Raw genomic sequence first — 26,435 nt, forward strand, 5'->3', positions numbered from 1 at the left:
GGCTCGCATCCGTCCGGACCGTCCGGGAACGGGGGACCATGAACCTCAAGCACAAGATCGCGAAGGGTGCTGTTGCCGTCACAGTGGCGGCAGCCGCCACGTTCGGCCTTGCAGCCACCGCGAGCGCCACCCCGAACGCCCCGGCCGTCCAGGCTTCCGGCTCCCAGCGCGTCCTCGCGGTGAACAACCTCGGGCTGAACACCACGCAGGCCCAGAACGTTCAGCACTGGCTGCGGGGGTACTGGGGCTACGGCGGCGCGCTCGACGGCCTCGCGGGCACCGAGACCGTCAAGGCGCTGCAGCGTCTGCCGAAGGACAGCTGGGGCTACACCGGCGCGATCGACGGCATCGCGGGCTCGGGCACGCAGACGGCGTTCAGGACCTTCGCCAACAGGATCTACTGATCCCGACCCGTGGGAGGACGGCCCGCCGGGGAACCGGCGGGCCGTTCGTCCGCAGAGCGCCCGCCCGGGGGTTCGCACCGGCAACGCGCACCGGGTCCGCGCTCGATGTCGCCGGTCGCCCCTGCGTCCGACTCGACCGACGCACCTGGCTCTGTCCGGACGGCAGCTCCGTACGCTCCGCCACTGCGGATCCGTAGCCCCCTCGCGGGCACGCCGGGTCGCGGCCGCGACCGACCGGTTGCCGCCGGCAGGCCGGCGTCACCGGGCCCGGGCCGTCGCCACCACGTCGGTCATCGCCGTCAGGAACCGCTGCGCCACCGCCAGCTCCGCCTCCCCGAAGCCGCCCATCGCGGTCACCAGATCGGCGATGAGCCCGCCGAAGAAGGCCTGCCCGAGCTCCGTCGCCCGGTCCTCCACCACCAGCCGGACCTTGCGACGGTCCTCCGGATCGCGCTCGCGCCGGATCAGGCCGAGCCGCACCAGACGGTCGACCAGACCGGTCGTCCCCGCCGAGTTCAGCCGCAACGCCTCACCGAGCCGCCCGGGAGTGACCACCGAACCGGCCCGCGCGGCGTCGAGCAGGTGGACCAGCGCCCGCAGGTCGGTCGGGTGCAGCCCGTGCCGCGCGGCGAACTCGGCGCCGAAGAGGTCGAGTTCGACGGTCAGTCCGCGCAGCAGATGGACCAGCTCCATCGGCAGCCGAGATTGCTCCACCCCGTGTCCTTTCCCTGACGGTCCCCCGGACGTATTCTCTCGCTGAGCGAGATACATGCTCGGCGAGCGACTCCATCATCCACCGGGGGAGATCATGTCCGCACGCACATCCGCCGACCCGGCCGTCGAACCCGGCCACGCCGCCTTCCTCACCGCCTACGACGGGGCCCTCGCCCGCTGGCCCGTCCCGGCCGAGGCGCTCACCGTCCGGACGCCCCACGGCGCCACCCGCGTCAACGCCTGCGGCCCGCGCGACGGCCGCCCCCTCGTCCTGTTGCACGGCGGCGGCTCCACCTCGACCTGCTGGACCGCCGTCGTCGCCGCACTCACCGGGACCGGCCACCGGGTCCTCGCCGTCGACCTGATCGGAGACCCGGGCCGCAGCGTCCTCGGCGGCTCGCCGCTCGGCGGCGTCCCCGGCCTGCTGAGCTGGCTGGACGCCGTCCTCGACGGGCTCGACGTGGCCGCCGCCGACGTCGTCGGCCACTCCTACGGCGCGTGGATCGCCCTCCGTTACGCCCTGCACGCCCCCGGCCGGGTCGGCCGCCTCGCCCTCCTCGATCCCACCCAGTGCTTCGCCGGCTTCCGCCCCGGCTACCTGCTGCGGGCCCTTCGCCTCCTCGCGCCCCCGCGCACGGCCGCCAGGGCCCGCTCCTACCTGGACTGGGAGAGCGGCGGGACCGCCCTCGACCCGGCCTGGCGCGAGCTGTACGCACTCGGGTACGCCGGCTTCCCCGCCGCCCGGCCGGTCACCGGCCCGCGCCCGACCGCCGATCAGCTGCGCGGGCTCACCGCGCCCGTCCTCGCCCTGTTCGCCGAACGGAGCCGGACCCACGACGCCGCCGCGGTGGCCGAACGCGCCCGCCGGACCCTCCGTTCCGCCACGGTCGCGGTCCTCCCCGGCACGTCCCACCACACCCTGCTGACCGCCCGGCCGGACGAACTGAACCGGCGGCTCACGGCCTTCCTCGCCACCGGCCCCTGACCGCGCGGCCGCGCGGCCCGGGGCTACCCGCGTCGCACCAGCCCCGCGATCAGCGCACCCAGCGCCACCTCCAGCTCCCCGCACCGCTCGCCCACGCCGACGTACCCCGTCTCGGCCAGCACCCGCCCGAGGGCCGGCAGCCGCGTCGCGTCCGCCCCCTCGTACGCGGCGCGGCGCTGGCTCGGTTCCCGCGGCGGGCTGACGGGGTGCTCGGAGAGCAGTTCGCCGAGGACCAGCTGCCAGCAGGAACGGAACGCCGGCATCGCGCGCCCGGGCGGGAGTCCGGCGGCCATCAGGTCGGCGAGGCAGGCGTCGTTGAAGGGCAGCGCGTTCTCGGCCACCAGCTCGCCCCGGATCAGGATGTGCAGCACCCAGGCGTGGCCAGCCATGTAGTCGTGGGCGTCGACCAGCCGGCGCAGCAGCCGGGCCTCCGGGCCAGCACCCGCCACGCCGACCGGCAGGCCCTCGGCGATCTCCTCCAGGACGGCGAGCAGCAGCGCCTCACGGTCGGTCACGTGCCGGTAGAGGGAGGCGGGCGCGGTGCCGAGCTCGGTGGCGACGGCGCGCATGGTGAGCGCGTCGATCCCGTCGCGCTCGATCACCCGGCGCCCGGCGGCGACCACGCCGGCGGTGGTCAGACCGGGGCGCGGGCGCTTGCGCCCGTACCGGCCGCGCTCCCCCGCGATCTGCCCGGCCACCTCCGCGGCCCCCTGCGCCGCGGCGGCGGGTGCGGTCCCCGAGCCCGCCCGGCGCGGGACCTCGGGTGCGGTCTCCGGTGCGCTCCCCGGGGCAGTCGCGGGCGCGGCCTGCGGTGCGGCCTCGCGCACGGCGTCCGCCTCACGTCCGCCGGCGCCCGGCCGACTGGTCTCTTCTGACACTCCGCCATCCTGCCATGGCTCCGCCAACCCGCTCCTCCACCGGGTCGTTTGCACTCGACATCGAGTAAGGCTTACCTTACGCGAACAACGTTCGCATCGGAGGTCGTCATGCCCGAAGCCGCGCCACCCACCCCGTCCCGGGCCACTCCCGGGACATCACCCGGCCCGACGCCGGTCCACGCCCAGGACCCGGCCCAGGACCCCGCCCCGGAGTCGCCGCCCACCCCGCGCGCCCCGCACGGGGAGCACGCCCGGCACGCCAGGCCGGGCCTCGTCCTCGCCACCGTCTGCCTCTGTCAGCTGATGGTCACGCTCGACGCCAGCATCGTGAACATCGCGCTTCCCGCCATGAGCGAGGCCCTCGGCTTCGTCGACAGCGCGCTGCCCTGGGTGGTCAACGCCTACGCGCTGGCGTTCGGCGGGCTGCTGCTGCTCGGCGGCCGGATCGCCGACCTGGTCGGGCACCGCCGCGCGGTGCTCTCCGGGCTGGTGCTGTTCGGGATCGCCTCGGTGCTCGGCGGGTTCGCCCAGACACCCACCCAGCTGGTCGCCGCCCGCGCCGGACAGGGCGTCGCGGCCGCGGTACTGGCCCCGATCGGCCTCACCCTGATCATGGTGACCTTCGCCGAGGGACCGGCCCGGGCCCGTGCGCTGGGCATCTGGTCGATGGTGACCGCCGGTGGCAGCGCGCTCGGCGTGCTGCTGGGCGGGGTACTCACCGACCTGCTCGACTGGCGCTGGGTGTTCTTCGTCAACGCCCCGATCGTGCTGGTCGGCGTCGCCCTGGCAGCACGCTCGGTGCCGGCCTTCCGCCCACCGCGCGCCGGCCGCCCGGACGTACTCGGCGCGGTCCTCGGCACCGGTGCGATGACCGCCCTGGTCTACGGGCTGATGGAGACCGACCGGCACCCGTGGGGCTCGGCCCGCACCCTCGGCACGATCGCCGCCGCCGTTCTGCTCGGCCTCGCCTTCCTGTTCTGGGAATCCCGGTTCGCACAGGCGCCGATCGTCCGGCTGGGCGTGCTCCGGGCCCGTACGGCCTGGGTGGCGAGCACGGTCGTCACGCTGCTCGGAGCGGCCATGCTGGTCGGCTTCTACTTCTGCTCGCTGCACCTGCAGAACGTCCTGCACTACGGCCCGCTCGCGGCCGGAGCCGCGTTCCTGCCGTTCTGCGCCGGAACGGCGGCGGGCAGCATGATCGCGGGCCGGCTCACCGCCCGCTTCGGTGGACGGGCCACCCTCACCGGCGGCCTGCTGCTCGGGGGCCTCGGCATGCTCTGGTTCGCCGGACTCGGCGTGGACTCCGGCTACCTCACCGCCTTCGTCGGTCCCTCCCTCGTGGCCAGCGTCGGCGTCGGCATCTGCATGGTCTCCAACACCGCGATGGGCACCTCCGGCGTCGACCCGCGGGAAGCCGGCCTGGTCAGCGGACTCCTCAACGCCGGACGCCAGTGCGGCGGGAGCATCGGCCTCGCCGTCCTGTCGACCCTCGCGGTGTCCGCCACCCGCCGGGCCGCGGAGGACGGCGAGACCCCCCTGGCCGCGCTGGCGGCCGGCTACGACCGGGCTTTCGTGGTCACCGCCGCCCTGCTCGGCGTGGCGGCACTGATCTCGGTGCTGTTCGTGCCCGCCCGCAAGGCGGCCTCCGGGCCGCAGCCGGCCCGGCCGCGCTGACGGAACCGGAGGACGCGGCCCGGCGGAGACCGGTCCCGTTCCGAACCGGAGGGTCGGAACGGGACCGGCGGCGCTCCGGACGCGGCCGGGCCGGACTCCGGACCGGCCGCGGGTCGGGGCCCCTGCGGCCGGGGGCCGGGCACTCAGGGGCCGAGCGTTCAGGGGCCCGGCCAGTCAGGGCCCGAGCGTTCAGGCACCCAGCCGTACGGACGTCCCGCCGGGCGGCCGTGGACCGGGCGGCCGGCGCATTCGCCGAGCGGCCGCGTCAGTAGATCAGGTACCCCGGCCGGTGCCCCTCGTCCTCGATCTCCCCGGTGGCCTGGGCCCGCAGCTTGCGGGACAGCGCCTCCAGGGCGCGCGAGGCCGCGACCTCCTCGCCGATCCGGGCGAGCGGTCGGTCCTCCACACTCTTCAGCGCTTCCCCGTGCGCGGTGAGGCCCGGCGCTCGCGCCCCGGTCAGCCGCGCGTTGCATCCCGTGTGGACGCCGTCCTCCTCGAAGCTCAGCTCCACATCCCACTGGTTGTGCATGCCACACCTCCTGGCGCCGGCCCCCGTCCCGCCTGCCCGGACCGGCACGGGCAGTGGCCCGTGGCGTCCGCTCACACCAGCGTGCGCCCGCCACCACGGCGGCGGCAAGCGGACACCGCGCCCCGCGCCCGGCGCAGCTCCGGGGGTCGGCGCCGGGCCCCGGCGGTAGGCTGACGACAGCGCGCCAGAACCGCGGGACGCCCGGGAGCCATTCCGTGCGGACGTCCCCCTTCTTCCGGAGGACCGGCGGTGCGGCGCGGGCAACGACCTTCGGGTGGTCCCTTCGTGGCGGTCTTCGTCCTGGCACTCAGCGCCGCCTGCTGTCTGGGCCTCGGTTTCGTCCTCCAGCAGCACGCCGCGCAGCGGGCCCCGCGTGCCGACCTGCTCCGCTGGCGCCTGCTGCTGGACCTGCTGCGGATGCGCGAGTGGCTGCTCGGCACCGGCTTCATGGTCTGCGGGCTCATCCTTTCCGCCCTCGCCCTCAACCAGGGCGAGGTCTCGCTCGTCGAACCGCTGCTCGCCACCAACCTCGTCTTCGCCATGGCCCTCTCCCGGGTCCTGACCAAGCAGTCGCTCGGCCGCTCGGGCTGGGCTGGTGTGCTGTTGCTGGCCGCCGGGGTGACGGCGTTCATCGTGGCCGGCCGCCCGACCGGCGGCGGCCCGCCGGCGAGCGAACTTCGGCACTGGCTGGTGGTCGGGACGGTCGTCGGCCTGACGCTGCTGCTCGTGTCGACGGCCCGCCGGATGCCGTTGTTCGAGGAGGCGACCCTCCTCGCCCTGGCGGCCGGCCTGCTCTACGGGCTCCAGGACGCACTCACCCGGACCACCACCCAGCGCCTCGACCGCCAGGGCCTGGACGCGGTGCTGGGGAGCTGGCAGCCGTACGCGGTGGTGGCGGCGGGCGTGGTCGGGCTGCTACTGGTCCAGAGCGCCTTCGAGGCCGCGCCGCTGCGCATGTCGCTCCCGGCGCTGACCGCTGCCCAGCCGATCGCCGGAATCGCCTGCGCGGTCGGCTTCCTCGGCGACCGGCTCCGGGTCACCCCGGGCGCCCTGGCGTGGGAGGTCGCCGGGCTGCTGGCCATCGTGACCGGGGTGGTGGTGATCGGCCGCCACCCCGCGATGCCCGGTGCCGTCGGCAAGGACTCGAAGGGCTCCGGGGAGAAGCCCACGGACGAACCCGGAGCCGAGTCCGGCGAGGAACCCCGCGAGGAACCGGACGAGGAACCCTGCGACGAGGGCCCGGGCGGCGCGGCAACCGTCGGCCGGGGCCCCGGCGACACGAACAGGACGGACGCCACGAACGGGACGAACCGGGGCGACATGGGCAAGGGTGGGGAGGAGAACGGACCGAAGCGGGCCGGGACGAAGCGGAACAGGGCGCAGGGGAGCGACATGGCGGGCAACGACACGAGCGGCCGCAACGACGACCGCAACGACGGCGCAGACGGAGCCGGCCCGCTCCCGGGCGCCCGCTGACCGGCCGCCGGAGCACGGCACATGTGCTGGAGCGCCCGGGCGGACCTGGTGGTAGGCGGCGCGGTTTCGGCCGTCGGCGTTGTCTGCCTGGTCCGGGCCCACCGCGCCGGACGACCTGAACGGCTCGTGCTGGCCGCACTCCCCCTGGTCCTCGGCGTGCACCAACTGATCGAGGCCGCGGTCTGGCTCGGCGCCGGCGGCGACCTACCCGCCGGGACGGCCCGCTGGGCGGGCACGGTCTGGGCGGTGATCGCCCTGCCGCTGCTCCCCGTCATGGTCCCCGTCGGGGTCCGCTGCGCGACCGACGGCGGACCGACCCGTCGCAGGCTGCTCACCGCCGTCGCGCTCCTCGGCATCCTCGTGGCCGTCCCGTTGGCCCTCGCCGTCGCCGTCCGGCCGGTGACCGTGACCGAGCACACCCACACCCTCACCTACGGCGTCGGCGTCCCGTACGCGGCTCTCCTCCTCCTCGGCTACCTCCTTGCCACCGTCGGCGCGCTCCTCCTCAGCGGTGACCGTTCGCTTCGCCTCCTCGGTCTGCTCACCGGTGTCGGCGCGCTGGTCTGCGCCCTGCTCTGGCGGCTGGCGTTCGTCTCCACCTGGTGCGCCCTGGCCGCTCTCGCCTCGCTTCTCCTCCTCCACTGGACGGCTTCACCTGGTCGGCCCCCCACCGTCGGGGTGTGACAGGAACCGGTTGCCGTTCGGCGGGCCGACCGCAGGTCGCCCCTGGATCGGCGGCCCCGCCGACGGCGGCCCCGACGGGATCGACCTGACCTGCCCCGGCCCGACCCGCCTGCGTGGCCGTCCGGGTCAGGCCCCGACCCCGGTGGTGACCGCAGGCCGTTCTGCCGGAGTGCTGCCCGTGTCGGCGACCGCTTCAGGTCCGCGGCGTCGCTTGCGGTCCATCTCGCGCCACTCCGGGCGCAGGCCGGAGAGCGTGGTGGTGGCGAAGTACAGACCGCCGCACACGAGCAGCACGGGTATGAGCCCGACCAGGGCCACGGCCGCGCCGCCGAGGAGACCGCCCAACGGGATGCCGGCCCAGGCCAAGGAGTCGCCGAGGGCGTTGACCCGGCCGAGCAGGTGGCGCGGTACACGCTCGAACTGGACGGCGCCGAGGATCGGATTGAGGAATCCGGAGCCGAAGCCGCTCACCGCGAAGACGGCGAGGACGACACCCATCGGTGCCCCCAGGGCCAGGACCAGGAACCGCGGGGCACCGCAGAGCAGGAAGCCGGTGAAGAACACCGTCCGGCGCGGCAGCCGGTGGGCGACGGCTGCCGCGATCAGGCTGCCCCCGACCGCCGCGATCCCCCAGACGCTTCCCGTCAGACCGATGGCGGCCGGACCTCCCCCGGACTCCTGGGCCCAGACCGGGACCAGGACCGTCATGAACGCGGCGTCCAGCAGGTTCGTCACCGCGACCATCACGATGATCGTCAGCAGCAGCGGGTCGCCCCGGAGGAAGGTGAACCCCTCCCGGAACATCCGCCAGTAGCCGACCGGCGGCGGCGCCCCGGGCTCGGCCACGCGCCCGGTCCGGTGTCCAGGCGCGGGCTCGGACGACGGCGCGGCCTCGGTGAGTGGCAGGGCAGCGGCGGCGTGCGCGGCGACGGCCCGACCCATGCCCCGTGGCAGCGCGAGTGCGATGACCAGCGAGCCCAGCGCGAAGGCGACCGCGTTGACGGTGAGGCCGGCCATCGGGCCGAGCAGCGCGACGAGAGCTCCGCCCACCGCCGGGCCCGCCGTGGAGGCCAACCGCTCCGTGACCCCGGACAGCCCGGTGGCCCGCTCCATCGGGACGCGGCCCCGGTCGGCCGCCTCGGGGACCATGACCTCCTTGGCCAGGTCCCCCGGGCCGCGGGCCGCACCGATTACCCCGACCATGATCAGCAGCAGCCAGAACGGCAGCAGGTCGAGGCCGTGCAGCAGTGGCACCAGACCGGCCACGACGGCGCTCACCGCGTCCGCCGTCCAGGAGACGACACGCGGGCCGAGCCGGTCGACCACGGGCCCGGTGAGGGCCTTGACCAGCACGTACGGCGTCAGCTCGACGAAAGCGACCAGGCCGGTCATGGTCGCGCTGCCGGTGGTGGCGAGCACGAACCAGGGCAGGGCGATGGCCGAGACCCGCGTCCCGGTCAGGGAGACCGCCATCGCCGCCAGCACACCGACCAGCGGCCGGAGACTGCGCGGCGCGGCTGCGGCATCGGCAGCCCCGGCAGCCCCGGCAGCCCCGGCAGCGGGAGCGTCCGTACTCCGCGCGGTCATGATCGTTCCTCCAGTTCCTCAGGTGCCGCCGCGACCGGGTCGGGGAGCACGTGGACGACCACCGCCACCCGCTCGGTGCCCTCCGGTCCCGCCGAGGCCGGATCGGCCCGCCGGTAGCGCGCGACCACCTCCGTCAGCTCCGCCGCCAGTTCGCGGGCCTCCTCCGGGCTGAGCCGGAGCACCGAGTCGCTGAGGTCCAGGGCGTGCCGCCAGTCGCTCGGCATGGTCTCGTACGCGTTGAGCGCCGTCTGCGCGGTGACGGTGTGCGCCGCGACGATCGACCTCAGGTAGCCGAGCGCCGCCTCCGGGTCCTCGTCGGCGAGGTTCGCGTCCGTCCACCAGGTGACCTGGTGGACCGCCTTCCACCACCGCTCGCGGGCGTTGCCGCGTTCGGTGTCCTCCGCGACGAACCCGGACGCCGCGAGCTGGCGGAGGTGGTAACTGGTCGCCCCCGAGTTCAGCCCCAGCTGCCCGGCGAGCCGGGTGGCGGTGGACGGGCCGTGCTTGCGGAGCAGCCCGATCAGTTGCACGCGCACCGGGTGGGCCAGGGCACGCAGGCCCTTGGCGTCGAGCACGACATCGGTCTGGGGGTCCGGGCTGTGCGGCCACCTGCGGTCATCGGTCATGGCAACACCCTAGAACCGCAAACAGTTCTTCGCAAAGGGTTTTTGCGAAGAACTGTTTGCGGTTCCAGGGTGGAGGGGCCTGCGCGGCGCGCCGGCACCGCCCCCGACGGCCCGCCGTCAGTCCCCGGCGACCGTCAGCACGAGCACCACCGTGACCCCTCCACCGGGCGTCTGCTCCACGCCCAGCCGTCCCCCCGCGGCCCGGACCAGCGCGGGCACCGAGGGGCCGGCCGCGTCGCCCGCCCCGCCGGGTTCGCGCCCGTCCGCCGGGCCTCCGGGTTCGGCGGCCCGGACCCCGGCCGGCAGCCAGTGCCGGGCCTCGGGGAGCTCCGACGGCCCCTGGTCCACGACCCTGAGCTCCACCCGGGCCAGCTCACCCGCGGGGACCTCCGGGGACCCCGGGAAGCCGGGGAACCCGAGCCCGCCCGGACCGCCCGGACCGGGCACCGGATCGATCCGGACCAGCACCCTGACCCCGGGCGGATTGCGCCGGACGGCGTGGTCGACCAGCCCGGCCAGCGCCGCCTCCAGACGACGGGCGTCCGCCACCACCACCGGCAGGCCGACCGGTATCCGCACCGACACCGACGCCGACCGGCCGCCGCCGCGCAGCACCCTGCGCACCACGTCGGCCACCTGGACGTGCCGCGCGTCCGGCACGCAGCCGCCGGCCCGGTCGGTCCACCGCAACCGTTCCAGTTCCGGTCGCGACAACGCCTGGGGTCCGACCATCCCGCCCGAGCCCGCCCGGAGCGGGCCGCCGAGCCCGCCGCCACCGGCCGGCGGCGCACCGAACCCGGCCGTCGAGCCCGGTCGACCGACCCCGCCCGCGCTCTTGACCAGCCACGAACCCGCCAGTCCGCCGGACCGTCCGAGCGGACCCAACCCGCCCAGCGCCCGGGCACCCGACGCCACGTAGTCCCAGAGCTTCCCGCTTGCCATCGCCCCGCCCCTCGTACCTCGCGGACCGTCTCCGCGGAATCCCCGGCGAGCCGGTGCGGACCGTCTCCCCGGTCCTGCGACCAGCCTGCGCCAGCGCCGCCCGGGTGACAATCCGGCCCCCGGCCCCAGGCCGACCCGCCCACCCCGCCGACCGGAGGAGTCGACACCCGCCGACCGGCGGGGGCGCACTTACCCGGCGCGCGAAACCACCCTCCGAAAGCCCCCGCACGCCCCCCACCCCGAACACGGACACCCTCCACCCCCGATCCGCCCGATCCGCCCGATCCGCCCGATCCGCCCGATCCGCCCGATCCGCCCGCCGACCCTAGACTGGCCGCATGGCCCGGCTCAACGACCAGGTCAGGGAGCTGCTCCAGGAGTACGCCGACCTGATCTCGATCACCGGCGGGGACGCCTTCCGCGCCCGCGCCTACGAGAAGGCCGCCCGGGCGGTCGGCGGCCACCCCGACGACATCGCCGGACTCGACGTCAAGGGCCTCCAACAGATCCCCGGCGTCGGCAAGTCCACCGCCGAGAAGATCGCCGGGTACCTCTCCACCGGCCGGATCGAGGCGCTGGAGTCGCTGCGGGCCGAGATCCCGACCGGGGTCCGCGCGATGATGTCCGTCCCCAACGTGGGCCCCAAGCGCGCCCTCGCGCTCTACCGGGACCTCGGCATCGCGTCCGTCGACGAGCTCGCCGAGGCGGTCCGCGCCGACCGGCTGAGCGAGGTGGCGGGCTTCGGCGAGCGGAGCGGCGAGAAGATCCTGCACGGCATCGAGCTGATGCGGCAGTCGGGCGGACGGACGCTGCTGGACGTCGCCACCGCGCAGGCCGAACAGATCGTCGCCGCGCTCGCGGCCGTCCCCGGCTGCACCCGTTGCACGTACGCCGGCTCGCTGCGACGCATGCGCGAGACCGTCGGCGACATCGACGTGCTGGCCACCGCGGAGGACTCGGCGCCGCTGATGGCCGCGCTCACCGGGCTCCCCCAGGTGGCCGACGTGATCGCCGGCGGTCCGACCAAGACCTCGATCCGCACCACCGACGGTCTCCAGGTCGACCTGCGCGTGGTGCCCGAGGAGGACTGGGGCGCGGCGCTGGTGTACTTCACCGGTTCCAAGGCCCACAACATCAGGCTGCGGACGATCGCCGTCCGGGCCGGGCGGAAGCTGTCCGAGTACGGACTGTTCGACGCCGAGAGCGGGGAGAAGATCGCCTCGGCGACCGAGGAGGAGGTCTACGGGGCGCTCGGCCTGCCGTGGATCGCGCCGCCGCTGCGCGAGGACCGGGGCGAGATCGAGGCCGCCCTGAGCGGCGAGCTGCCGGACCTGGTGACCGAGGCCGACCTCCGGGGCGACCTGCACACCCACACCGACCTGACCGACGGGCTGGCGGGTCTGGAGGAGATGATCGACGCGGCCGCGGCGCGCGGCTACTCCTACTACGCCGTCACCGACCACGCGCCCGACCTGGTGATGCAGCGGATGACCGACGAGAAGATGCTCGCCCAGCGCGAGCGACTGCGCGCACTGGCGGGCCGCCACCGGCGGATGCGGCTGCTGCACGGCACCGAACTGAACATCGGCCCCGACGGCGGCGTGGACTGGCCGGCCGACTTCCTGGCCGGTTTCGACGTCTGCGTGGCCTCGGTGCACTCGCACTTCGGGGCGGACCGGGCGGCCCAGACCCGTCGCCTCGTCCGCGCCTGCGAGAACCCCCACGTCCACGTCATCGGCCACCTCACCACCCGGCGGATCGGCCGGCGCGGCCCGATCGACGTCGACCTGGACGCCGTGTTCGCGGCCGCGGCCCGGACCGGCACCGCCATCGAGATCAACAGCTCTCCCCAACGCCTCGACCTGCGCGACGAGGACGTCCTGCGCGCCCGGCGCCACGGGGTGAGGTTCTCGATCGACAGTGACGCGCACGCCACCCCGCACCTGGCCTACCCCCGGTACGGGATCGGCACCGCCCAGCGGGCCTGGCTGACCACCGAGGACGTGATCAACACCTGGCCCTGGCAGCGGCTGAAGCGGTTCCTGCGCAAGGACGCACTGCGGTGAGCGTCCGCCCGGAGGGGGCGTGACCCGCCGGCCCCGGGCACTCTCCGCTCTCCCACATCACCCCGAAATATCTGATTTGGGAGAATATCCACCGAACCCCTGGTGCACCGGCCCGGCGAGGAGCATGATGGTGGTGAACCTGCGAGGTAGCTGAGGGAGTTCGACCGCAGGAGGCAGTGGCGACAGATCGAGACGGATCAGGGTCTGCCGCTGGTACCTCGGTCGACGATCGAACTGTACGGCCGGAGGACGCGACGTCCGGAGGCCACCCCCGCCTCGCAGGTTCCCCACGTCCGTGGTTCCCCGCCTCCGGCTACGCGCCCGTCCGCACCGCGTACCCCATCTCCCAGGCGTGCACCGCGATGCCGACCCGGTTCGACACGCCGAGCTTGCGCTGGATGCTCGCCACGTGCGTCTTCACCGTGCCCGGGGAGATGAAGAGTTCCGCGGCGATGTCGGCGTTGGTCCGGCCCGCGGCGACCTGCCCGGCGATCTCCACCTCGCGCCCGGTCAGCGGCGCCACCGGCGCCGACCGGCGGTCCGTCCGCCGGGTCTCCGTGACGTGCTGCAGCAGCCGGACGGTGACGGACGGGCTGATCAGACTCTCCCCGCTCGCCGCCGCCCGGACCGCCTCGGCCAGCAGCGCCGGACCGGAGCGCTTGAGCAGGAACCCCGAGGCGCCGTGCCGCAACGCCGGGTAGACGTACTCGTCGAGGTCGAAGGTGGTCAGCACCACCACCCGCACCGGTGTGACGGCGCCCGGGCCCGCGAGCCTGGCGGTCAGTTCCAGGCCGTCCATCCGCGGCATCCGGATGTCCACCAGCGCGACGTCCGGGCGCAGTTCCGCGGCGAGTTCCAGCGCGGCGAGACCGTCGGCCGCCTCGCCGACCACCGTGATGTCGGGCTGGGCCTCAAGGATCCGCCGCACACTGCGCCGGACGGCCTCCTGGTCGTCCGCGATCAGCGTGCGGATGGGCTCCGGGTTCGGACTCGTCACGGGGGCAGTCTCGCACGGCGGCGCCGACCCCCCGCCCCGGGATCAGGAGGGCCGGCCCTTGAGGTCGGTCGCCCGGCCGTCGCGCAGCACGGCCACGTGCGGCGGCACTTCGACCCGGAACCTCGCGTCGCAGTCGGCGAGACCGGAGCAACTCGCCTCCAGGTGGAGGGTGTCGCCCTCCAGCCTCCAGTCTGTCGTGCTCGTGCCGACGACGTCGGCCTTGAACCAGCGCGTGACCTTGATGTCCTGACGGTCCGCGGTGACCAGGCCGGTGGGCACGTGGTGCGCCACGACGACGTCCAGCGTGGTGCCGGCGTAGCCGAAGAGCGTCGACTCGGGCTCGGCTTCCTCGGCCCGGGCGCAGCCCGTGACGGCAGCCAGCAGGACGACTGCGGTCACGGCTCCCAGGACGGGCACCCGGCCCACCGACCGCCCGGGGCGCCCGAGCAGGAACGCCCACCTTCCGGGTCGTTCGGCGGCGCTCCCCGGCCGGGCGGCCACGGCGGCGGGCGCGGCGGCGGTGTTTCGCGGCGGAGCGGCGGGCGCGGCGGCGGGGCTGGGCACGACGGTCATGAAGGGCCTCCTGCGGCGGGAGCGGTCCGGCGGCACGACCGGCGACGGCGGCCCTGCGTGGTGGCAGGACCGCGTGCGGCGGTCGCACCCACCGGTTGACGCGGATCGGAGCAGCGCGTCGGCGCTGCCGGCTTCGATCACAGTGACGAGGATCGTCCTTCGACGGCCCCCTGCCATCTGCCGTTCGGCAGATCTTCGGCGGAGGACCTTCCGCCCCCGCCCGACCGATCGGCCTGTCGCGCGGGAAGCACGCAGCCGGTCCGCCAGCCCGTAGGCCGCCACGGTCCCGCCGCCAGCGTGCCGCCGTGCGCCGAGACGCGCTCGGCGAGTCCCACCAGCCCGGTGCCCCCACTGCCCGGGCGGCGGCGCAGCAGGCCCTTGACGCCGCGTCCGCCATCGCCGGAGTCGGTGACCGACACCTCCACCGTCCGGAGGCCGCCCGGGCCGGCCGCCACGCGCACCACCACCTCCGCGGCCCCGGGAGCGTGCCTGCGCACGTTGGTCAACGCCTCCAGGACGACGGTGTAGGCCGTGGCGTCCGCCTCCGCCGACAACAGCCCGACGGTCTCGGGCACTGCCTCCAGACGGGCCCGGACGGCGCCCGTCGCGGCGAACCGACCGACCAGTTCCGGCAGTTCGGCCAGCCCCGGCACACGGGTGGTGCCGGCCGTGCGACCGGCCGCGCCGCCGACACCCACCTCGCCGTCCCGCTCCCCGACCCGCCCGCCGACACCGTTCCCGGCGCCCTCCCCGTCGTCCTGCGGATCCCTCAGCGCGCCGACCATCGCGTCCATCGAATCCAGCGCGCGCAGCCCGGCCTCCTCCAGCCGGCGCAGCAGCGCGGCCGTCTCCTCCGGATCCAGCCCCGGCAGCTGGCCCGCCTGAGCCTCCAGCACGATGCCCGTGACCTCGTGCGCCACGAAGTCGTGCAGACCGCGGGCCACTTCGAGACGCTGTGCGCGCCGGGCCCGGGTCACCGCGCGCTCCCGACGGGCGTCCAGCGCGCGCAGGTAGAGGCTCGCCCCGACCACGACGGCCAGCGGCACCAACGAGCACAGCACGGCGATCACGGAACCGGTCCGGCCGCCGTCCGGGACCCTCGCGGTGAACCGCAGCGGCACCACGGCCGCCGCCGTCACCACCGCCACCCCGACCGCGCCGGCCCACCGTCCGCGCGCCCGGCGGGCCACCCGTCCCGCCAGCACCAGCAGGGCCGCCCACTCGAACGGCAGCCAGAAGGCGGGCAGTCGGTACGGCCCCGCGTACCCGAGGTCCAACGACAGCGAGGCGACGGCCACCGCGCCCGCCGCCACGAGCGTCACCCGTCGCGACGGCGACGGCCACGGCAGGACGGCGACCAGCGCCGCCAGGGCGGCCGTGCCCGCGACCAGCAGTGCGGCGGTGTGCTCACCCGCATGTGCCAGTGCGGCGGGCGCGAGCAACAGCAACGCGACGGCGGTGCCCAGCGGTCGGCGGGCCCGGGCGGCCCGGGTCTGGAGGGAGGAAGCGGCGGCGGGCCACGGCTCGGCCGGGATCCGGGCCTGCGCTCGATTCGCCGAAGGTTCAGCACACATACGGACGAGCCTACGATCCGGCCGGTCGTTCACCCGCTCGGGCCAACTCTCCCGGGGGAGGCGGAGATCCTCCCGAAGGAGGGGGGCAACCCCCACCGCAGCGGGAGGTGCGACGGCCGTGCACCGATCAGTCTGGTGCGTGACCGCAACACCTCGCCGGAGACACCCCGGCCCCGGACCCGGCCCACCCGGACCCCGCACGGCGCCGACCGCCTCCGACCACCGTCGAAAGGACCCGTCCCATGCGCCGCCCCACCACCACGACCGTTCGCACCGCCTCCGCCACCGCCCTCTGCCTGCTGGCGGCACTGGTCACCGCGGCGCCCGTGACCGCAGCCCCCTCCGTCACCCCACCCGCCGTCACCGACGCCCGGGAGACGGGCGGGACGGACGAGACCGGCGGGACCGGCGGGACCGGCGGGACCGGCGGGACCGGCGGGACCGGCCAGCCGACCGTCCGCGTGCGGGGCGGCGGTGGAGCCACCCTCACCAAGGACTTCTCCGGGATGGAGGGCGACCTCGTCCGGTTCGAAGTCGACGCCCGGACGGACCTCAACAACGCGCCCGGCCACGCCCGGGGCCGCTTCCACGTCACCCACCACCGACCGGACGGCGCCCTGGTCGCCGACTTCGAGGGCACCCTCGACTGCCTCGCCGCCGGCGGGCGGACGGCGATCACCACCGGTGTGGTCACCGGCGGGTCGGCCCCCTGGTTCCCGGACCTGACGCTCGTGGGTTCCAGGGTCTCGCTCACCGTCCAGGACGACGGGCGGAACGACCGCCTGGGGTGGCTCTGGGGCGCCTTCGGGATACCCGTGTCCGACTGCCAGGGCACGGTACCGTTCATCCGTACCGACACCGGCAACTTCACCGTCCGGGGCTGAGCCCCGCCGCACCCCGCCGCACGGAACCGGAGGACCCGTCCGATGTCCCAGCCCCGTACGCCCTCCGGCGTCCTCCCCCGCCCGGGCCGCACCTTCCGCCCGGACCCGGTCAGCCGCGCCGCCCGGGTCCCCGGCGCAGCGGTGGCCGGCCGGTGAGCGACGCGCCCGACTACGGCCGGCTCGCCCTCGCCGGCCCCTACTTCGCCCTCGACGTCGCAGCCGCACCGGGCCAGGGGCCGCCCCCGGGCTTCCGTCCGCTGCGGGAGTTCTACGCCCCCGGCCCGGACGGACCGCTGGCCGACCGGGTACGAGAGGTGGCGCGGCGGCTCGGGACGGCCGAGCCCAGGGTCGCGGCGTCGATCCTGCACCTCGGCCTGGCCGCCCGGTTCTGCTCGGTGGGCCTCGGTGCGGCCGTCCTGCTCGGCGAGGTGCCCGAACTGGACCCGGACCGGGCGTGGGTGCGGGTCCCCGAACAGGGACCGGTCGACCTCTGGATGCCGTCCGGGCCCGCCCGCGCGGACCGGGGTTCCCTCGTCGACCGCTTCCACCGGACCGTCGTCGAGGGGCAGTTGGTGGTCCTGGAGGCGGCCGTCCGGGCCGTGGTGCCACTCTCCGACGGGCTGCTCCGGGGCAACACCGCCTCGGCCCTGGCCGGCGCCCTGCGCATGCTCGACGCACACACCGCGGAGCACGCCACCGCCCGCACCTGCCCGCCGCCGGAGGCCACCTCCCCGCCCCACGGCCCCGCCCGGGCCCGCTCGCTCGTCGCCCAGGTGCTCGACCGACCGCCGCTGGCCGGCAGCGGAACGTTGATCGCGACCCGGGTCCCCGGGATCCCCGGGCACCCGGACGCGCTCGGCGGTACGGCGTTCCGTCGCACCAGCTGCTGCCTGTACTACCGCGTCGGCCCGCAGGCGGGCGTCTGCGGCGACTGCTGCTTCACCCGCCCGCCCCGCCGTCCCTGACCGGCGCACCCGACCGCCGTCCCTGACCGCGCCCTGGTCGGCGGGGCCGGCCGGGGCGGTACCGGCTCGCCCCTCGGCACCGGAGTCGACCCGGCCCGGGTTATCGTCCCGGTGTGCTGTCCGTACTCGTTCTCCCGGCGGCGCTGCTCACGGCCGGAGCGGCGTACTGGCTCGCCCTGGCCTCCCTGCGGTTGGCGGCCGGGGTACCGGTCGCCCTGGCCGCCCTGGTCGGAGCGCCGGCGGTGCTGGGTTCGGCGGCGGCCGTCGGCTGGCTCGCCCGGCCCTCCTACCTCGCGCCGTTCGCCGCCCTCCTCTGGGCGGTCGGCGGGCTCGCCGGCGCCGGACACGGACTGCTGCGCCGCCCCTCCGGCCGACACACCTGACCCGCCCCGGGTCGGGGGCCCGAGGTCGGGGGCTCCGTGGCCGGGGTGCTGCCCGCCGGATCCACCACGGCACCCCGCCCGCGCCACGCGCCGCCGACCGGCTGCCCGACCGGGCGCCCGACCGACCGGCCGCCCCGGCCCGCGGCATCAGACCAGCTCGAACACCCCGTACGAGAAGCCGTCCGCCCGCAGCTCCCCGCTCACCACCCGCACCCCCTGCACGTCGAGCGGCCGGACCGCCCGGCCCTCCGGTACGGCCCCGCCCAGCTCCACCACCACCGGCTCCCGCCGCGGGTTGACCACCACCAGGTACCGCCCGGCGCGCGTGTAGACCAGCGGGTAGCCCGCGTGCCGGACCTCCACGGAGCCGGTGGCCCCCAGCCCCGGGTGCGCCCGGCGCAGCGCGATCAGCCGCCGGACGGTGTGCAGCAGCGAGGTCGGGTCGGCCCGCTGGGTGGCCACGTCGGGCCGGTGCGGGTCGGGGTCGACCGGCAGGTAGAGCCGCTCGGCGGGAGCCGTCGAGAAGCCCGCGTTCGGGCCGGGCGCCCACTGCATGGGGGTGCGCGAGCCGGCCCGGTTGTACTGCGGGCCGAGCACGCTCCCCTCGACGTCCGGCAGGCCGGGCAGGTACCGCATGCCGATCTCGTCCCCGTAGTAGACCGCCGGCAGCGTGGGCCAGGTGAGCAACAGCGCGAAGGCCGGAGCGAGTTGCTCCGCGGTGCGCGGTCCGGTGGCGAGCCGGGAGAAGTCGTGGTTGGCCGTGGGGAGTGCGATGTAACCGGCGCCCTCGGTGAGTTCGGCGGCGGAGCGCCAGGCGTCCAGGAAGACCCGGGGCGTGCCGCGCCCCTCGGCCTCGAAGTAGCAGGGCCCCTGCTTCCAGTACTCCTCGACCGTTCCGGCGTTGTTGTTCCAGAGCGAACGCAGTGGCAACCCCTGGTCGGCGCCGCCGAACTGGAGGAAGAAGTCCGCGTGGAAACCGGCTGCCACGGCGGCGGCCGGCTCTCCCCACTCGGCGAACAGGGCCGCCTGCGGGTGGGTGCGGTCGAGCCAGTCCCGCAGTTCGCTCCAGAGCTTGCCGGTCTCGGTGAAGCCGGGGTCGTCCTTGACCATCGAGGAGGCCATGTCGACCCGGAACCCGCTCAGGCCGAGGCCGAGCCAGTGGTCCATGATCTCGCGCAGCGCGGCACGGTTGGCACGCGGCCCCTCGGCGTCCACCGACTGCCGCCAGGGCTGGTCGGCACTCTCGCGCGCGTAGCCGAAGTTGAGTGCGGGCTGGCAGTCGAAGAAGTTGGGCCGGTACCAGCCGGGACGGCCGCCGGGCGAGGCGACGAAGCCGTCCACCGGGCCGTCGGACCAGATGTAGCGGTGGTCGGACGGGTCCTCGGCCGAGGCCAGGAACCAGGGGTGGCGGTCGGAGGTGTGGGCGGCGACCAGGTCCAGCAGGACCCGGATGCCCTTGCGCCGCGCGGCCTCGACCAGGGCGGCGAGGCCCTCCGTGGTGCCGTAGCGCGGCGCGGGCGTCAGGTAGTCGGCGACGTCGTACCCGGCGTCGCGGAACGGCGAGGCGAAGCACGGGTTGAGCCAGACCGTGTCGACGCCCAGCCACGAGAGGTGGTCGAGGTGCTCGGTGACGCCCGTGAAGTCGCCGATTCCGTCGCCGTCCGAGTCGGCGAAGGTCTGCGGGTAGATCTGGTAGAGGACGGCGTCGGCCAGCCAGTCGGGGCCGGGGCGGGTCGAGGTCATGGGTGGATCCTCCTGCCGGGTGCCGGGGGCTCTCGATTCTCGTTGAATCCCGGCCGTCCCAACAGTCCGCAGCGACCACTCCCGGCGCCGAAGCGGGCCTCCGGGGCCTGTGGCGGGAGGAGCCCCCGGGTCGTCCCGCACTCCTCCCGCGCCGCTTCAGCGCCCTCCCGCTCCCCCTCCCCGCGCGCCCCGCACCCCTCCCGGACCGCTCCGCCCACCCTCCGCACCCCCGCGACCCGCAGTTCCGCAGCCTTGAAGCCTCAAAGCATCAAAGCTGCGGAGCTGCGGAGCCTCGGAGCCCGCCCCGCCGTCCGCTACCGCGCCGCGCAGGCCGCCGTGAACGCCTTCGCCCGCCGGGTGATCTCCGCCCAGTTCCCGGCCGCGACCACGTCCGGCGGCACCACGTCCGTCCCGGCACAAACCGCGAGCGCGCCCTGGGCCAGGAACTCGCCCGCGTTGCCCCCGTTGACGCCTCCGGAGGCGACCAGCGGAACGTCCGGGTACGGGCCGCGGAGGTCCTTGAAGTAGCCGGGACCGAACGCCCGCGCGGGGAAGATCTTCACGGCGGCGGCGCCCAGGTCGACCGCCAGGGCCACCTCGGTCGGGGTGAGCGCACCCAGGACGACCGGCACCCCGGCGGCGTGCGCGGCGTGCGCCACCTCGGGCCGCAGACCGGGGGTGACCAGGAAGGAGGCACCGGCGTCGAGCGCCCGCCCGGCCTGCTCCGGGGTCAGCACCGTACCCACCCCGACCCGCCAGCCGGCACGCGCGGCCTGCTCGACGTGGGACGTCACGTCCGGTGTGGTGAAGGTGAGTTCGGTCCAGGTGATGCCGCCCTCGGCGAGCGCGGCGCAGAGCGCGGCGGCGTCCGGTATCCGGGGGGCACGGACGACGGCGATGACCGGTTCGGCGGCCAGCGCCGCGCGCGTGGCGGCGAGCACGGCGGGGTCGGCGGCAACCGGACCGACCGGGGCGGCGGAATCGACGGTGACGGGCTGAGAGTTCATGCGGCTCGGGTTCCTCGTGCGGTTCGGCGCAGGGCCCGCCCCGGGCGCGCGCCCGTGGTGCGGCCCTGCCGGACGACGGCTGTGCCGTTGACGTAGACGTGCTCGATGCCGACGGCGGGCCGCCGCGGCTGGTCGAAGGTGGCCGCGTCCTGGACGCGTTCGGGGTCGAACAGGACGAGGTCCGCGTGGTGGCCCGGGGTGATCCGGCCCCGCCGGTCCAGGCGGAGCCGGGCGGCGGGCCGGCCGGTCATCCGGGCGATCGTCTCCTCCAGCGTGAGCACGCCCGCCTCCCTGCTGTAACGGGCCAGGTAGCGGGGGAAGGTGCCCCAGGCACGCGGGTGCGGCCGGGCCCCGACCAGCAGCCCGTCACTCCCGACGGTGTGCGCACGGTGGCGCATGATCGCCCGGACGTTCTCCTCGTGGCCGACGTGCTGGAGGATCGTGGTGGCCAGCTCGTCGCGGCGCAGCAGGTCGAGGAAGACCTCCGTCCCGGAGCGGCCCTGCTCGGCGGCGAGCTCGGCCACGGACCGGCCGACGGCGTCGGCCAGCTCCTGGTTCCGGACGCCGGACAGCTGGACGGTGGCCCAGTCGGTGACCACCCCGTGACAGCCGTCGCTGCCCTTCTCCTCCACCTCGTACCGGATGCGCTCGCGCACCGCGGGATCGCCCAGCCGGTCGAGGGTGGCGCGCGGGCCGCCCTCGGTGGACCAACTGGGGAGCAGCGCGGCCAGTGTGGTGGAACCGGGCAGGTAGGGGTAGCTGTCCAGGGTGAGGTCCACCCCGTCGTCGAGCGCCCGGTCGACGAGGTCGAGCAGTTCGCCGGCCCGTCCCCGGTTGACGCCGAAGTTCATCGTGGCGTGGGTCAGGTGGAGCGGACAGCCGGAACGCCGGGCGATCTCCACCATCTCCGCGTAGCCCTCCAACGCTCCCTCCCCGTAGGAGCGTTGGTGCGGGGCGTGGAAGCCGCCGTACTCGGCGACCACGCGGCAGAGCTCGACGAGTTCGGCGGTGTCGGCGTACATCCCGGGCGTGTAGGTCAGCCCGCTGGACATCCCGACCGCGCCCTCGGCCAGCCCCTGGGCCAACAGCGCGCGCATCCGGTCGAGTTCGGCGGCGCTCGGGGCCCGGTTCTCCCATCCGACGACGAGCATCCGCAGCGATCCGTGCGGCACCAGGTAGCAGGCATTGACGGCGGGACCGGTCCGGTCCAGCCGGTCCAGGTAGCCGCCGACCGTCCGCCAGTCCCAGTCGAAGTCCTCCGGGTCGCCGTTCCAGCCGGCGATCTGGCGGCGGAGGGCAGGCAGCGTACGGTCGTCGACCGGGGCGTAGGAGAGGCCGTCCTGGCCGAGGACCTCGCAGGTGACACCCTGGGTGACCTTGGCCGGATGCTCGGGTTCGAGCAGCAGGGCGAGGTCGGAGTGGGCGTGCATGTCGATGAACCCGGGAGCCAGCACCAGCCCGTCGGCGTCCACCACCCGCGCCCCGTCGACACCGCGGCCGATCTCGGCGATCACTCCGTCGGCGATCCGGACGTCGGCCCGGTACCGTTCGGCGCCGGTGCCGTCGATGACCGTGGCCCCCTTGAAGACCACCTCGCGGGCACCGGGCCCGTGGCCGCGGTCCATCCGGCCCGCCGGCTCGCCCTCGCCGCCCGGCCCCTGCTCCCGGCTCATCAGAAGAACGTCCTGACCAGCCCGGTGACCTTCGGCTCGGCCGCCGAGGCGTCGTCGAGCACCGGGATCAGCGCCCACTTGTCGAAGGCGGTGCACGGGTGCGAGACGCCCAGCCTCAGCACGGCACCGATCGGCGCGAGGTCGCCCGCGTCCCGCAGGAAGGCGTGCTGGTCGTTGAGAGCGGTGATCCGCGCCGCGGTCCCGGTCAACTCCGCCCCGCCCCGGACGCGTTGCGGCTCCGGGAGCCCTTCGTCGAACGGCAGGTCGCGCTTGCCGGCGTCCAGCAGCGCCAGGTGCGGTTCCGGCCGGGAGACCACCCGGGCCCACCCGTGCAGCGCACTGCGCAGCGGCGCCCCACCGGCGTCCGTCCCACCCGCGGCGCCGGCGGCCCGGGCGAGCGGGGAGATCCCCCGGTAGAAGCCGTCGTCGTGGGCGATGTACGCACCGGAACGGAGCACCACGAAGGCTTCCGGAAGGGCCCCCAACTCCTCGGCCACCAGGTCGAAGTAGGCACTCCCCCCGGCCGTGACCACGGGCGCCGAGCCGTCGGCGTACGCGCTAGCCAGCCGTCCGTGCAGTTCGGCGAGGGTCCGCAGGTACGTCCGGACGGCGGCGAGCCCGTCCTCGCTCGCGTCATGGGCCAGCGCGCCCTCGTAGCCGCCGATCCCGGCAAGTCGCAGGGTGGGCGCGCGCAGCACGGCGGCGGCGATCTCGACCGCCTCGTCGACGGTGCGGGCGCCGGTGCGCCCGCCCGGGCCGCCGAGTTCGACCATCACCTCGACCTGGCGCTCGGCGCCCGCGGCCCGCAGCGCCTCGTCCATCAGCCGGACGCTCGCGGCGGAGTCCACCCAGGAGGTGAAGGCGAAGGCCGGGTCGGCGGCCAGTTCGCCGGCCAGCCAGCCGAGGCCGGCCGGGTCGAGCAGGGTGTTGGCGAGCAGCACCCGCTGGACGCCGAAGGCCCGCGCCACCCTGATCTGCGGCAGGTTGGCGAGGGTGATGCCGTGGCTTCCCGCGGCCAGCTGGGCCTGCCACAGCGCGGGGGCCATGGTGGTCTTGCCGTGCGGGGCGAGCGCCACGCCCGCCTCGGCGCACCAGGCGGCCATGGTCCGCAGATTGTGGTCGAGCGCGCCGGCGTCGAGGGTGAGCAGCGGGGTGCCGAGGTCGGCGAGGGCGGGGCCGGTGGCCAGGTAGTCGCGGACGCTCAGGCCCCAGGCTGCCGGCGGCAGCGCCTTGAACCGCCAGTCGAGCGTCTCGTCGGCGAGCGCCGCCACCGCCCCGGTGTCGATGCCCGGCCCGGTGCCGCTGCTTGCGAAGGTCTGGTCCACCGTCTTCCTCCATTTGCCGTGTTGCAACATACGCAACGAGGGTTGCACATGCTGGCAGCACGGTTCTAGCATCGGCGCCGGACGAAGGTCAACGACGGTCGCCCCCGGCAGGCGGGCCACCCGGTCGGCCGCAGCACCCCCACCCGGTCGGCCGCAGCACCCCGAGGAGCCCAGCAGATGCCACGACAGGACGCCGCCGTGAGCCCGGGCACCCCACCGCTCGGCGGCCCGGCGGCGGCCGGACCCGACCCGGCCGGGCCCGCAGTGGCCGAGCCGGCCACCCCGGCCGGCTCCGCCGCGCCCGCCCCGGGGGACGTCCGGGACGGCGACCCCGCCACCCCGGCCGCCGTCTGCGTGGGCGAGTCGATGGCCGTCCTCCTGCCCGACCGGCCCGGCCCTCTGGAGTCGGTGGAGGCGTTCCGACTATCCGTCGGCGGGGCCGAGTCGAACGTGGCGGGCGCCCTGGCCGCGCTGGGCGTGCCGAGTGCCTGGATCAGCCGGGTCGGCGACGACGGCTTCGGCCGCCGCCTGCTCGGCGAGCTCACCGCACGCGGGGTGGACGTCTCGGCGGTCGCCGTCGATCCGCACCGCCCCACCGGCCTCTACCTCAAGGAGATCGGCGGCTCCACCGGCGACCGGTTCGACCTCGGTCCCGGCCGCAGCCGGCTCCACTACCACCGGCGCGGTTCCGCCGCCGCCGCGCTCTCCCCCGCCCTGCTCGCCGACCCGGCCGCAGCCCGGCTACTGGCCGGCGCCCGGCTGCTGCACCTCTCCGGCATCACCGCGGCGCTCTCCGACGACTGCCTGGCCCTGCTCCGCGCCCTGCTCGCCGACCGCCGCCCGGGCCGCCTGGTCAGCTTCGACCTCAACTGGCGCCCGGCGCTCTGGCGCGACCGCGACGTCTCGGTGCTCCCGCCGCTGCTGGACGCCGCCGACCTCCTGCTGATCGGCGCCGACGAGGCCGAGGCCGCGTTCGGCATCGGCGACCCGCACGAGCTGCGCCGCCGGTTCCCCTCCCCCGCCACCCTGGTGGTCAAGGACGCCGCCCGGCTGGTCACCGCCCTGGAGCGGGACGGGAGCACCGTCAGCGAGCCGGCGCTCACCGTCGAGGTGGTCGAGGCGACCGGGGCCGGCGACGCCTTCGCCGCCGGATACCTGGCCGGCACGGTGCGCGGCCTCGACCAGCGGCGCCGTCTGCGACTCGGCCACCTGAGCGCGGCGTGCGCGCTGACCGCCGACGGCGACCAGGCCGAGCTGCCCCCGGAGCCGGTGGTCGCCGCCCTGCTCGCCGCCTCCCCGGAGGACTGGGCGTCCACCCGGGTGTCGGCGGATGGCATCGTGTCCCCTGTACTGCCCGCGGTCGCACGGACCGCCCCGGCCTCCAGCGTGTCGGCGCCCGCCACGGCGACACCCGCGGCGGCCACGCCCGCTCCGGCCGCGCCGGCGCCGGGGGGCGGTGCCGCCGACCCCCGACCGGCCGCCTCCCCGGCCCTTGGAGCACGATGAGCCAGACCGTCACCCGCGCCCTGCGCATCCTCGCCGAGCTCGGCGAGGGCGAGCGCTCGCTGGACCAGCTCGCCGAGGTGCTCGGCGTGCACAAGACCACCGTGCTCCGGCTGCTCCAGAGCCTCGAAGAGGAACGATTCGTCTACCGCGATCCGGCGTACCGCTACCACCTGGGCGCCGGACTCTTCGCCCTCTCCGGCCTGGCGCTGGAGCAGCGCGGGGTCCGCCGGATCGCAGCGCCGCACTTGGCCGAGCTGAACGCCGCCACCGGCCAGACCGTGCACCTGGCCGCGTACGAGGGGGGCGAGGTGGTCTACATCGACAAGTACGACTCCCGCCACCCGGTGCGGATGTACTCGCGGATCGGCCTGCGCGCGGCCCTGCACAGCGCCGCGGTCTCCAAGGTGCTGCTGGCCGACCTGCCGGTGCCGGAGCGCCGCCGGGTGGTGGCCGGGATCGACTTCACCCCGCACACCGCCCGCACCCTGACCACGCCCGAGGCACTGCTGGCCGAACTGGAGAAGGTCGCCGTCCAGGGCTGGGCGCAGGACCACGCCGAGCACGAGGCGTTCATCAACTGCGTGGCCGCACCGATCCGGGACGCCAGCGGCCGGGTGGTCGCCGCCGCCTCGATCTCGGTGCCGGACGTCGTCCTCCCGTACGAGCAGGTGCTGGAGCTGCTGCCCCAGCTGCTCGCCACCACCCGCGCCGTCTCCGCCGACTGCGGCCAGACGCCGCCGACCACCTGAGCAATCACCGCAACGAAGGAAGCGCATGAGCGACAAGACCGAGATCCGGACCGACGGCGCCCCCGCCCCGGCGTGGATGTTCTCCCAGGGCGTCCGCAAGGGCCCGATCCTCCAGGTGTCCGGTCAGGGCCCGCAGGACCCGGCCACCGGCGAGTACCTGTTCCACGGCGACGTGAAGGCCCAGACCCGGCGGACGCTGGAGAACGTCAAGGCGATCGTCGAGGCGGGCGGCGCCACGATCGAGGACGTGGTGATGTTCCGCGTCTACCTCACCAAGCGTGCCGACTTCCCGCTGATGAACGAGGTCTATGCCGAGTTCATCGACGAGAACATCAGTCCGGGCGGGGTGAAGCCCTGCCGGACCACGATCTTCGCCGAGCTCCCGCAGGAGCCGATGCTGGTCGAGATCGACGCCCAGGCCGTCGTCGGCTGATCACGCGGCCAGGCGGCCAGGCGGCCAGGCGGAAGGGCCCGGACACTCGTCCGGGCCC

The 26,435-nt window shown here is 75.3% G+C and carries 24 protein-coding genes and 1 pseudogene; 12 read left to right on the top strand and 13 right to left on the bottom strand.

Annotated elements, in window-relative coordinates:
* The first annotated feature begins 38 nt into the window (after window positions 1-38).
* Entirely contained in the window at window positions 39-404 is a 366-nt protein-coding gene (locus PUR56_RS21625) for a peptidoglycan-binding protein (protein ID WP_329950122.1), read from the top strand.
* Window positions 405-662: 258 nt separating this feature from the next.
* Here PUR56_RS21625 and PUR56_RS21630 read toward each other — a convergent pair whose 3' ends face one another.
* Window positions 663-1,097 carry a MarR family winged helix-turn-helix transcriptional regulator gene (locus PUR56_RS21630; RefSeq protein ID WP_329950158.1) on the bottom strand — a complete coding sequence of 145 codons (435 nt, stop codon included), beginning with the start codon at window positions 1,095-1,097 and terminating at the stop codon, window positions 663-665.
* A 115-nt stretch (window positions 1,098-1,212) separates the two neighbouring features.
* Here PUR56_RS21630 and PUR56_RS21635 point away from each other — a divergent pair, with 115 nt between their 5' ends.
* Complete coding sequence (locus PUR56_RS21635) at window positions 1,213-2,103, top strand: alpha/beta fold hydrolase (protein WP_329950123.1); 891 nt, start codon at window positions 1,213-1,215, stop codon at window positions 2,101-2,103.
* 23 nt (window positions 2,104-2,126) lie between these two features.
* Here the strand turns inward: PUR56_RS21635 and PUR56_RS21640 are convergent, their stop codons facing one another.
* On the bottom strand, window positions 2,127-2,981 hold the full coding sequence (locus PUR56_RS21640; protein WP_329950124.1) for a TetR/AcrR family transcriptional regulator: 855 nt from the start codon (window positions 2,979-2,981) through the stop codon (window positions 2,127-2,129).
* A gap of 108 nt (window positions 2,982-3,089) precedes the next feature.
* Here PUR56_RS21640 and PUR56_RS21645 point away from each other — a divergent pair, with 108 nt between their 5' ends.
* Complete coding sequence (locus tag PUR56_RS21645) at window positions 3,090-4,655, top strand: MFS transporter (protein ID WP_329950125.1); 1,566 nt, start codon at window positions 3,090-3,092, stop codon at window positions 4,653-4,655.
* Between the two features lie 265 nt (window positions 4,656-4,920).
* Here the strand turns inward: PUR56_RS21645 and PUR56_RS21650 are convergent, their stop codons facing one another.
* Complete coding sequence (locus PUR56_RS21650; RefSeq protein WP_329877854.1) at window positions 4,921-5,184, bottom strand: dsRBD fold-containing protein; 264 nt, start codon at window positions 5,182-5,184, stop codon at window positions 4,921-4,923.
* A 285-nt stretch (window positions 5,185-5,469) separates the two neighbouring features.
* Here PUR56_RS21650 and PUR56_RS21655 point away from each other — a divergent pair.
* A pseudogene (locus PUR56_RS21655) lies at window positions 5,470-6,309 on the top strand (DMT family transporter); the annotation flags it as partial.
* 372 nt (window positions 6,310-6,681) lie between these two features.
* On the top strand, window positions 6,682-7,344 hold the full coding sequence (locus PUR56_RS21660; protein WP_329950126.1) for a DUF6629 family protein: 663 nt from the start codon (window positions 6,682-6,684) through the stop codon (window positions 7,342-7,344).
* A gap of 126 nt (window positions 7,345-7,470) precedes the next feature.
* Here PUR56_RS21660 and PUR56_RS21665 read toward each other — a convergent pair whose 3' ends face one another.
* The 3 genes from PUR56_RS21665 to PUR56_RS21675 all read right to left on the bottom strand — a co-directional run bounded on the left by PUR56_RS21665 (window position 7,471) and on the right by PUR56_RS21675 (window position 10,499).
* Window positions 7,471-8,817 carry an MFS transporter gene (locus PUR56_RS21665; protein WP_329950159.1) on the bottom strand — a complete coding sequence of 449 codons (1,347 nt, stop codon included), beginning with the start codon at window positions 8,815-8,817 and terminating at the stop codon, window positions 7,471-7,473.
* Between the two features lie 110 nt (window positions 8,818-8,927).
* Window positions 8,928-9,557, bottom strand: a complete 630-nt coding sequence (locus PUR56_RS21670) for a helix-turn-helix domain-containing protein (protein WP_329950127.1) — start codon at window positions 9,555-9,557, stop codon at window positions 8,928-8,930.
* A 117-nt stretch (window positions 9,558-9,674) separates the two neighbouring features.
* Window positions 9,675-10,499, bottom strand: a complete 825-nt coding sequence (locus PUR56_RS21675) for a hypothetical protein (RefSeq protein ID WP_329950128.1) — start codon at window positions 10,497-10,499, stop codon at window positions 9,675-9,677.
* Between the two features lie 338 nt (window positions 10,500-10,837).
* On the opposite strand from PUR56_RS21675, the gene polX reads away from it, so the two are divergent.
* A complete protein-coding gene (gene polX, locus PUR56_RS21680; protein WP_329950129.1) occupies window positions 10,838-12,565 on the top strand; it encodes a DNA polymerase/3'-5' exonuclease PolX in 1,728 nt (575 codons plus the stop codon).
* A 313-nt stretch (window positions 12,566-12,878) separates the two neighbouring features.
* Here the strand turns inward: polX and PUR56_RS21685 are convergent, their stop codons facing one another.
* From PUR56_RS21685 to PUR56_RS21695, 3 genes are all read right to left on the bottom strand, one after another.
* Window positions 12,879-13,562, bottom strand: a complete 684-nt coding sequence (locus PUR56_RS21685; RefSeq protein WP_329950130.1) for a response regulator transcription factor — start codon at window positions 13,560-13,562, stop codon at window positions 12,879-12,881.
* Between the two features lie 42 nt (window positions 13,563-13,604).
* Window positions 13,605-14,135, bottom strand: a complete 531-nt coding sequence (locus tag PUR56_RS21690) for a hypothetical protein (protein WP_329950131.1) — start codon at window positions 14,133-14,135, stop codon at window positions 13,605-13,607.
* Window positions 14,136-14,272: 137 nt separating this feature from the next.
* On the bottom strand, window positions 14,273-15,709 hold the full coding sequence (locus tag PUR56_RS21695; RefSeq protein WP_329950132.1) for a sensor histidine kinase: 1,437 nt from the start codon (window positions 15,707-15,709) through the stop codon (window positions 14,273-14,275).
* Between the two features lie 242 nt (window positions 15,710-15,951).
* Here PUR56_RS21695 and PUR56_RS21700 point away from each other — a divergent pair, with 242 nt between their 5' ends.
* The 3 genes from PUR56_RS21700 (at window position 15,952) to PUR56_RS21710 (ending at window position 17,941) form a co-directional block, all read left to right on the top strand.
* Window positions 15,952-16,593, top strand: a complete 642-nt coding sequence (locus PUR56_RS21700; RefSeq protein ID WP_329950133.1) for a hypothetical protein — start codon at window positions 15,952-15,954, stop codon at window positions 16,591-16,593.
* A 152-nt stretch (window positions 16,594-16,745) separates the two neighbouring features.
* Window positions 16,746-17,558: a (2Fe-2S)-binding protein gene (locus PUR56_RS21705; protein ID WP_329950134.1), complete on the top strand. Its 813-nt coding sequence runs from the start codon at window positions 16,746-16,748 to the stop codon at window positions 17,556-17,558.
* Window positions 17,559-17,671: 113 nt separating this feature from the next.
* Window positions 17,672-17,941, top strand: a complete 270-nt coding sequence (locus tag PUR56_RS21710) for a hypothetical protein (RefSeq protein WP_329877876.1) — start codon at window positions 17,672-17,674, stop codon at window positions 17,939-17,941.
* A gap of 147 nt (window positions 17,942-18,088) precedes the next feature.
* Here PUR56_RS21710 and PUR56_RS21715 read toward each other — a convergent pair whose 3' ends face one another.
* The 4 genes from PUR56_RS21715 to PUR56_RS21730 all read right to left on the bottom strand — a co-directional run bounded on the left by PUR56_RS21715 (window position 18,089) and on the right by PUR56_RS21730 (window position 23,689).
* Window positions 18,089-19,684, bottom strand: coding sequence for an alpha-amylase family glycosyl hydrolase (locus tag PUR56_RS21715; RefSeq protein WP_329950135.1), 1,596 nt, complete (start codon window positions 19,682-19,684; stop codon window positions 18,089-18,091).
* Window positions 19,685-19,998: 314 nt separating this feature from the next.
* The gene (locus tag PUR56_RS21720) at window positions 19,999-20,691 is read right to left on the bottom strand and encodes a bifunctional 4-hydroxy-2-oxoglutarate aldolase/2-dehydro-3-deoxy-phosphogluconate aldolase (protein ID WP_329950136.1); all 693 of its coding nucleotides are present in this window, start codon (window positions 20,689-20,691) and stop codon (window positions 19,999-20,001) included.
* Window positions 20,688-22,316, bottom strand: coding sequence for an N-acyl-D-amino-acid deacylase family protein (locus PUR56_RS21725; RefSeq protein WP_329950160.1), 1,629 nt, complete (start codon window positions 22,314-22,316; stop codon window positions 20,688-20,690). The genes PUR56_RS21720 and PUR56_RS21725 overlap by 4 nt, the downstream gene beginning before the upstream one ends.
* A 47-nt stretch (window positions 22,317-22,363) precedes the next feature.
* Window positions 22,364-23,689 (bottom strand): alanine racemase, encoded by a 1,326-nt coding sequence (locus PUR56_RS21730; protein ID WP_329950137.1) that lies wholly within the window; start codon window positions 23,687-23,689, stop codon window positions 22,364-22,366.
* Between the two features lie 177 nt (window positions 23,690-23,866).
* On the opposite strand from PUR56_RS21730, the gene PUR56_RS21735 reads away from it, so the two are divergent.
* The 3 genes from PUR56_RS21735 to PUR56_RS21745 are packed head-to-tail and all read left to right on the top strand — an operon-like array spanning window position 23,867 to window position 26,377.
* On the top strand, window positions 23,867-25,195 hold the full coding sequence (locus PUR56_RS21735) for a sugar kinase (RefSeq protein ID WP_329950138.1): 1,329 nt from the start codon (window positions 23,867-23,869) through the stop codon (window positions 25,193-25,195).
* On the top strand, window positions 25,192-25,944 hold the full coding sequence (locus PUR56_RS21740) for an IclR family transcriptional regulator (RefSeq protein ID WP_329877889.1): 753 nt from the start codon (window positions 25,192-25,194) through the stop codon (window positions 25,942-25,944). Before PUR56_RS21735 ends, PUR56_RS21740 begins: the two co-directional genes overlap by 4 nt.
* A gap of 25 nt (window positions 25,945-25,969) precedes the next feature.
* The gene (locus PUR56_RS21745; protein WP_329950139.1) at window positions 25,970-26,377 is read left to right on the top strand and encodes a RidA family protein; all 408 of its coding nucleotides are present in this window, start codon (window positions 25,970-25,972) and stop codon (window positions 26,375-26,377) included.
* Window positions 26,378-26,435: the final 58 nt, after the last annotated feature.

Source organism: Streptomyces sp. BE303 (genome assembly GCF_036290945.1).
Lineage (GTDB): Bacteria > Actinomycetota > Actinomycetes > Streptomycetales > Streptomycetaceae > Kitasatospora.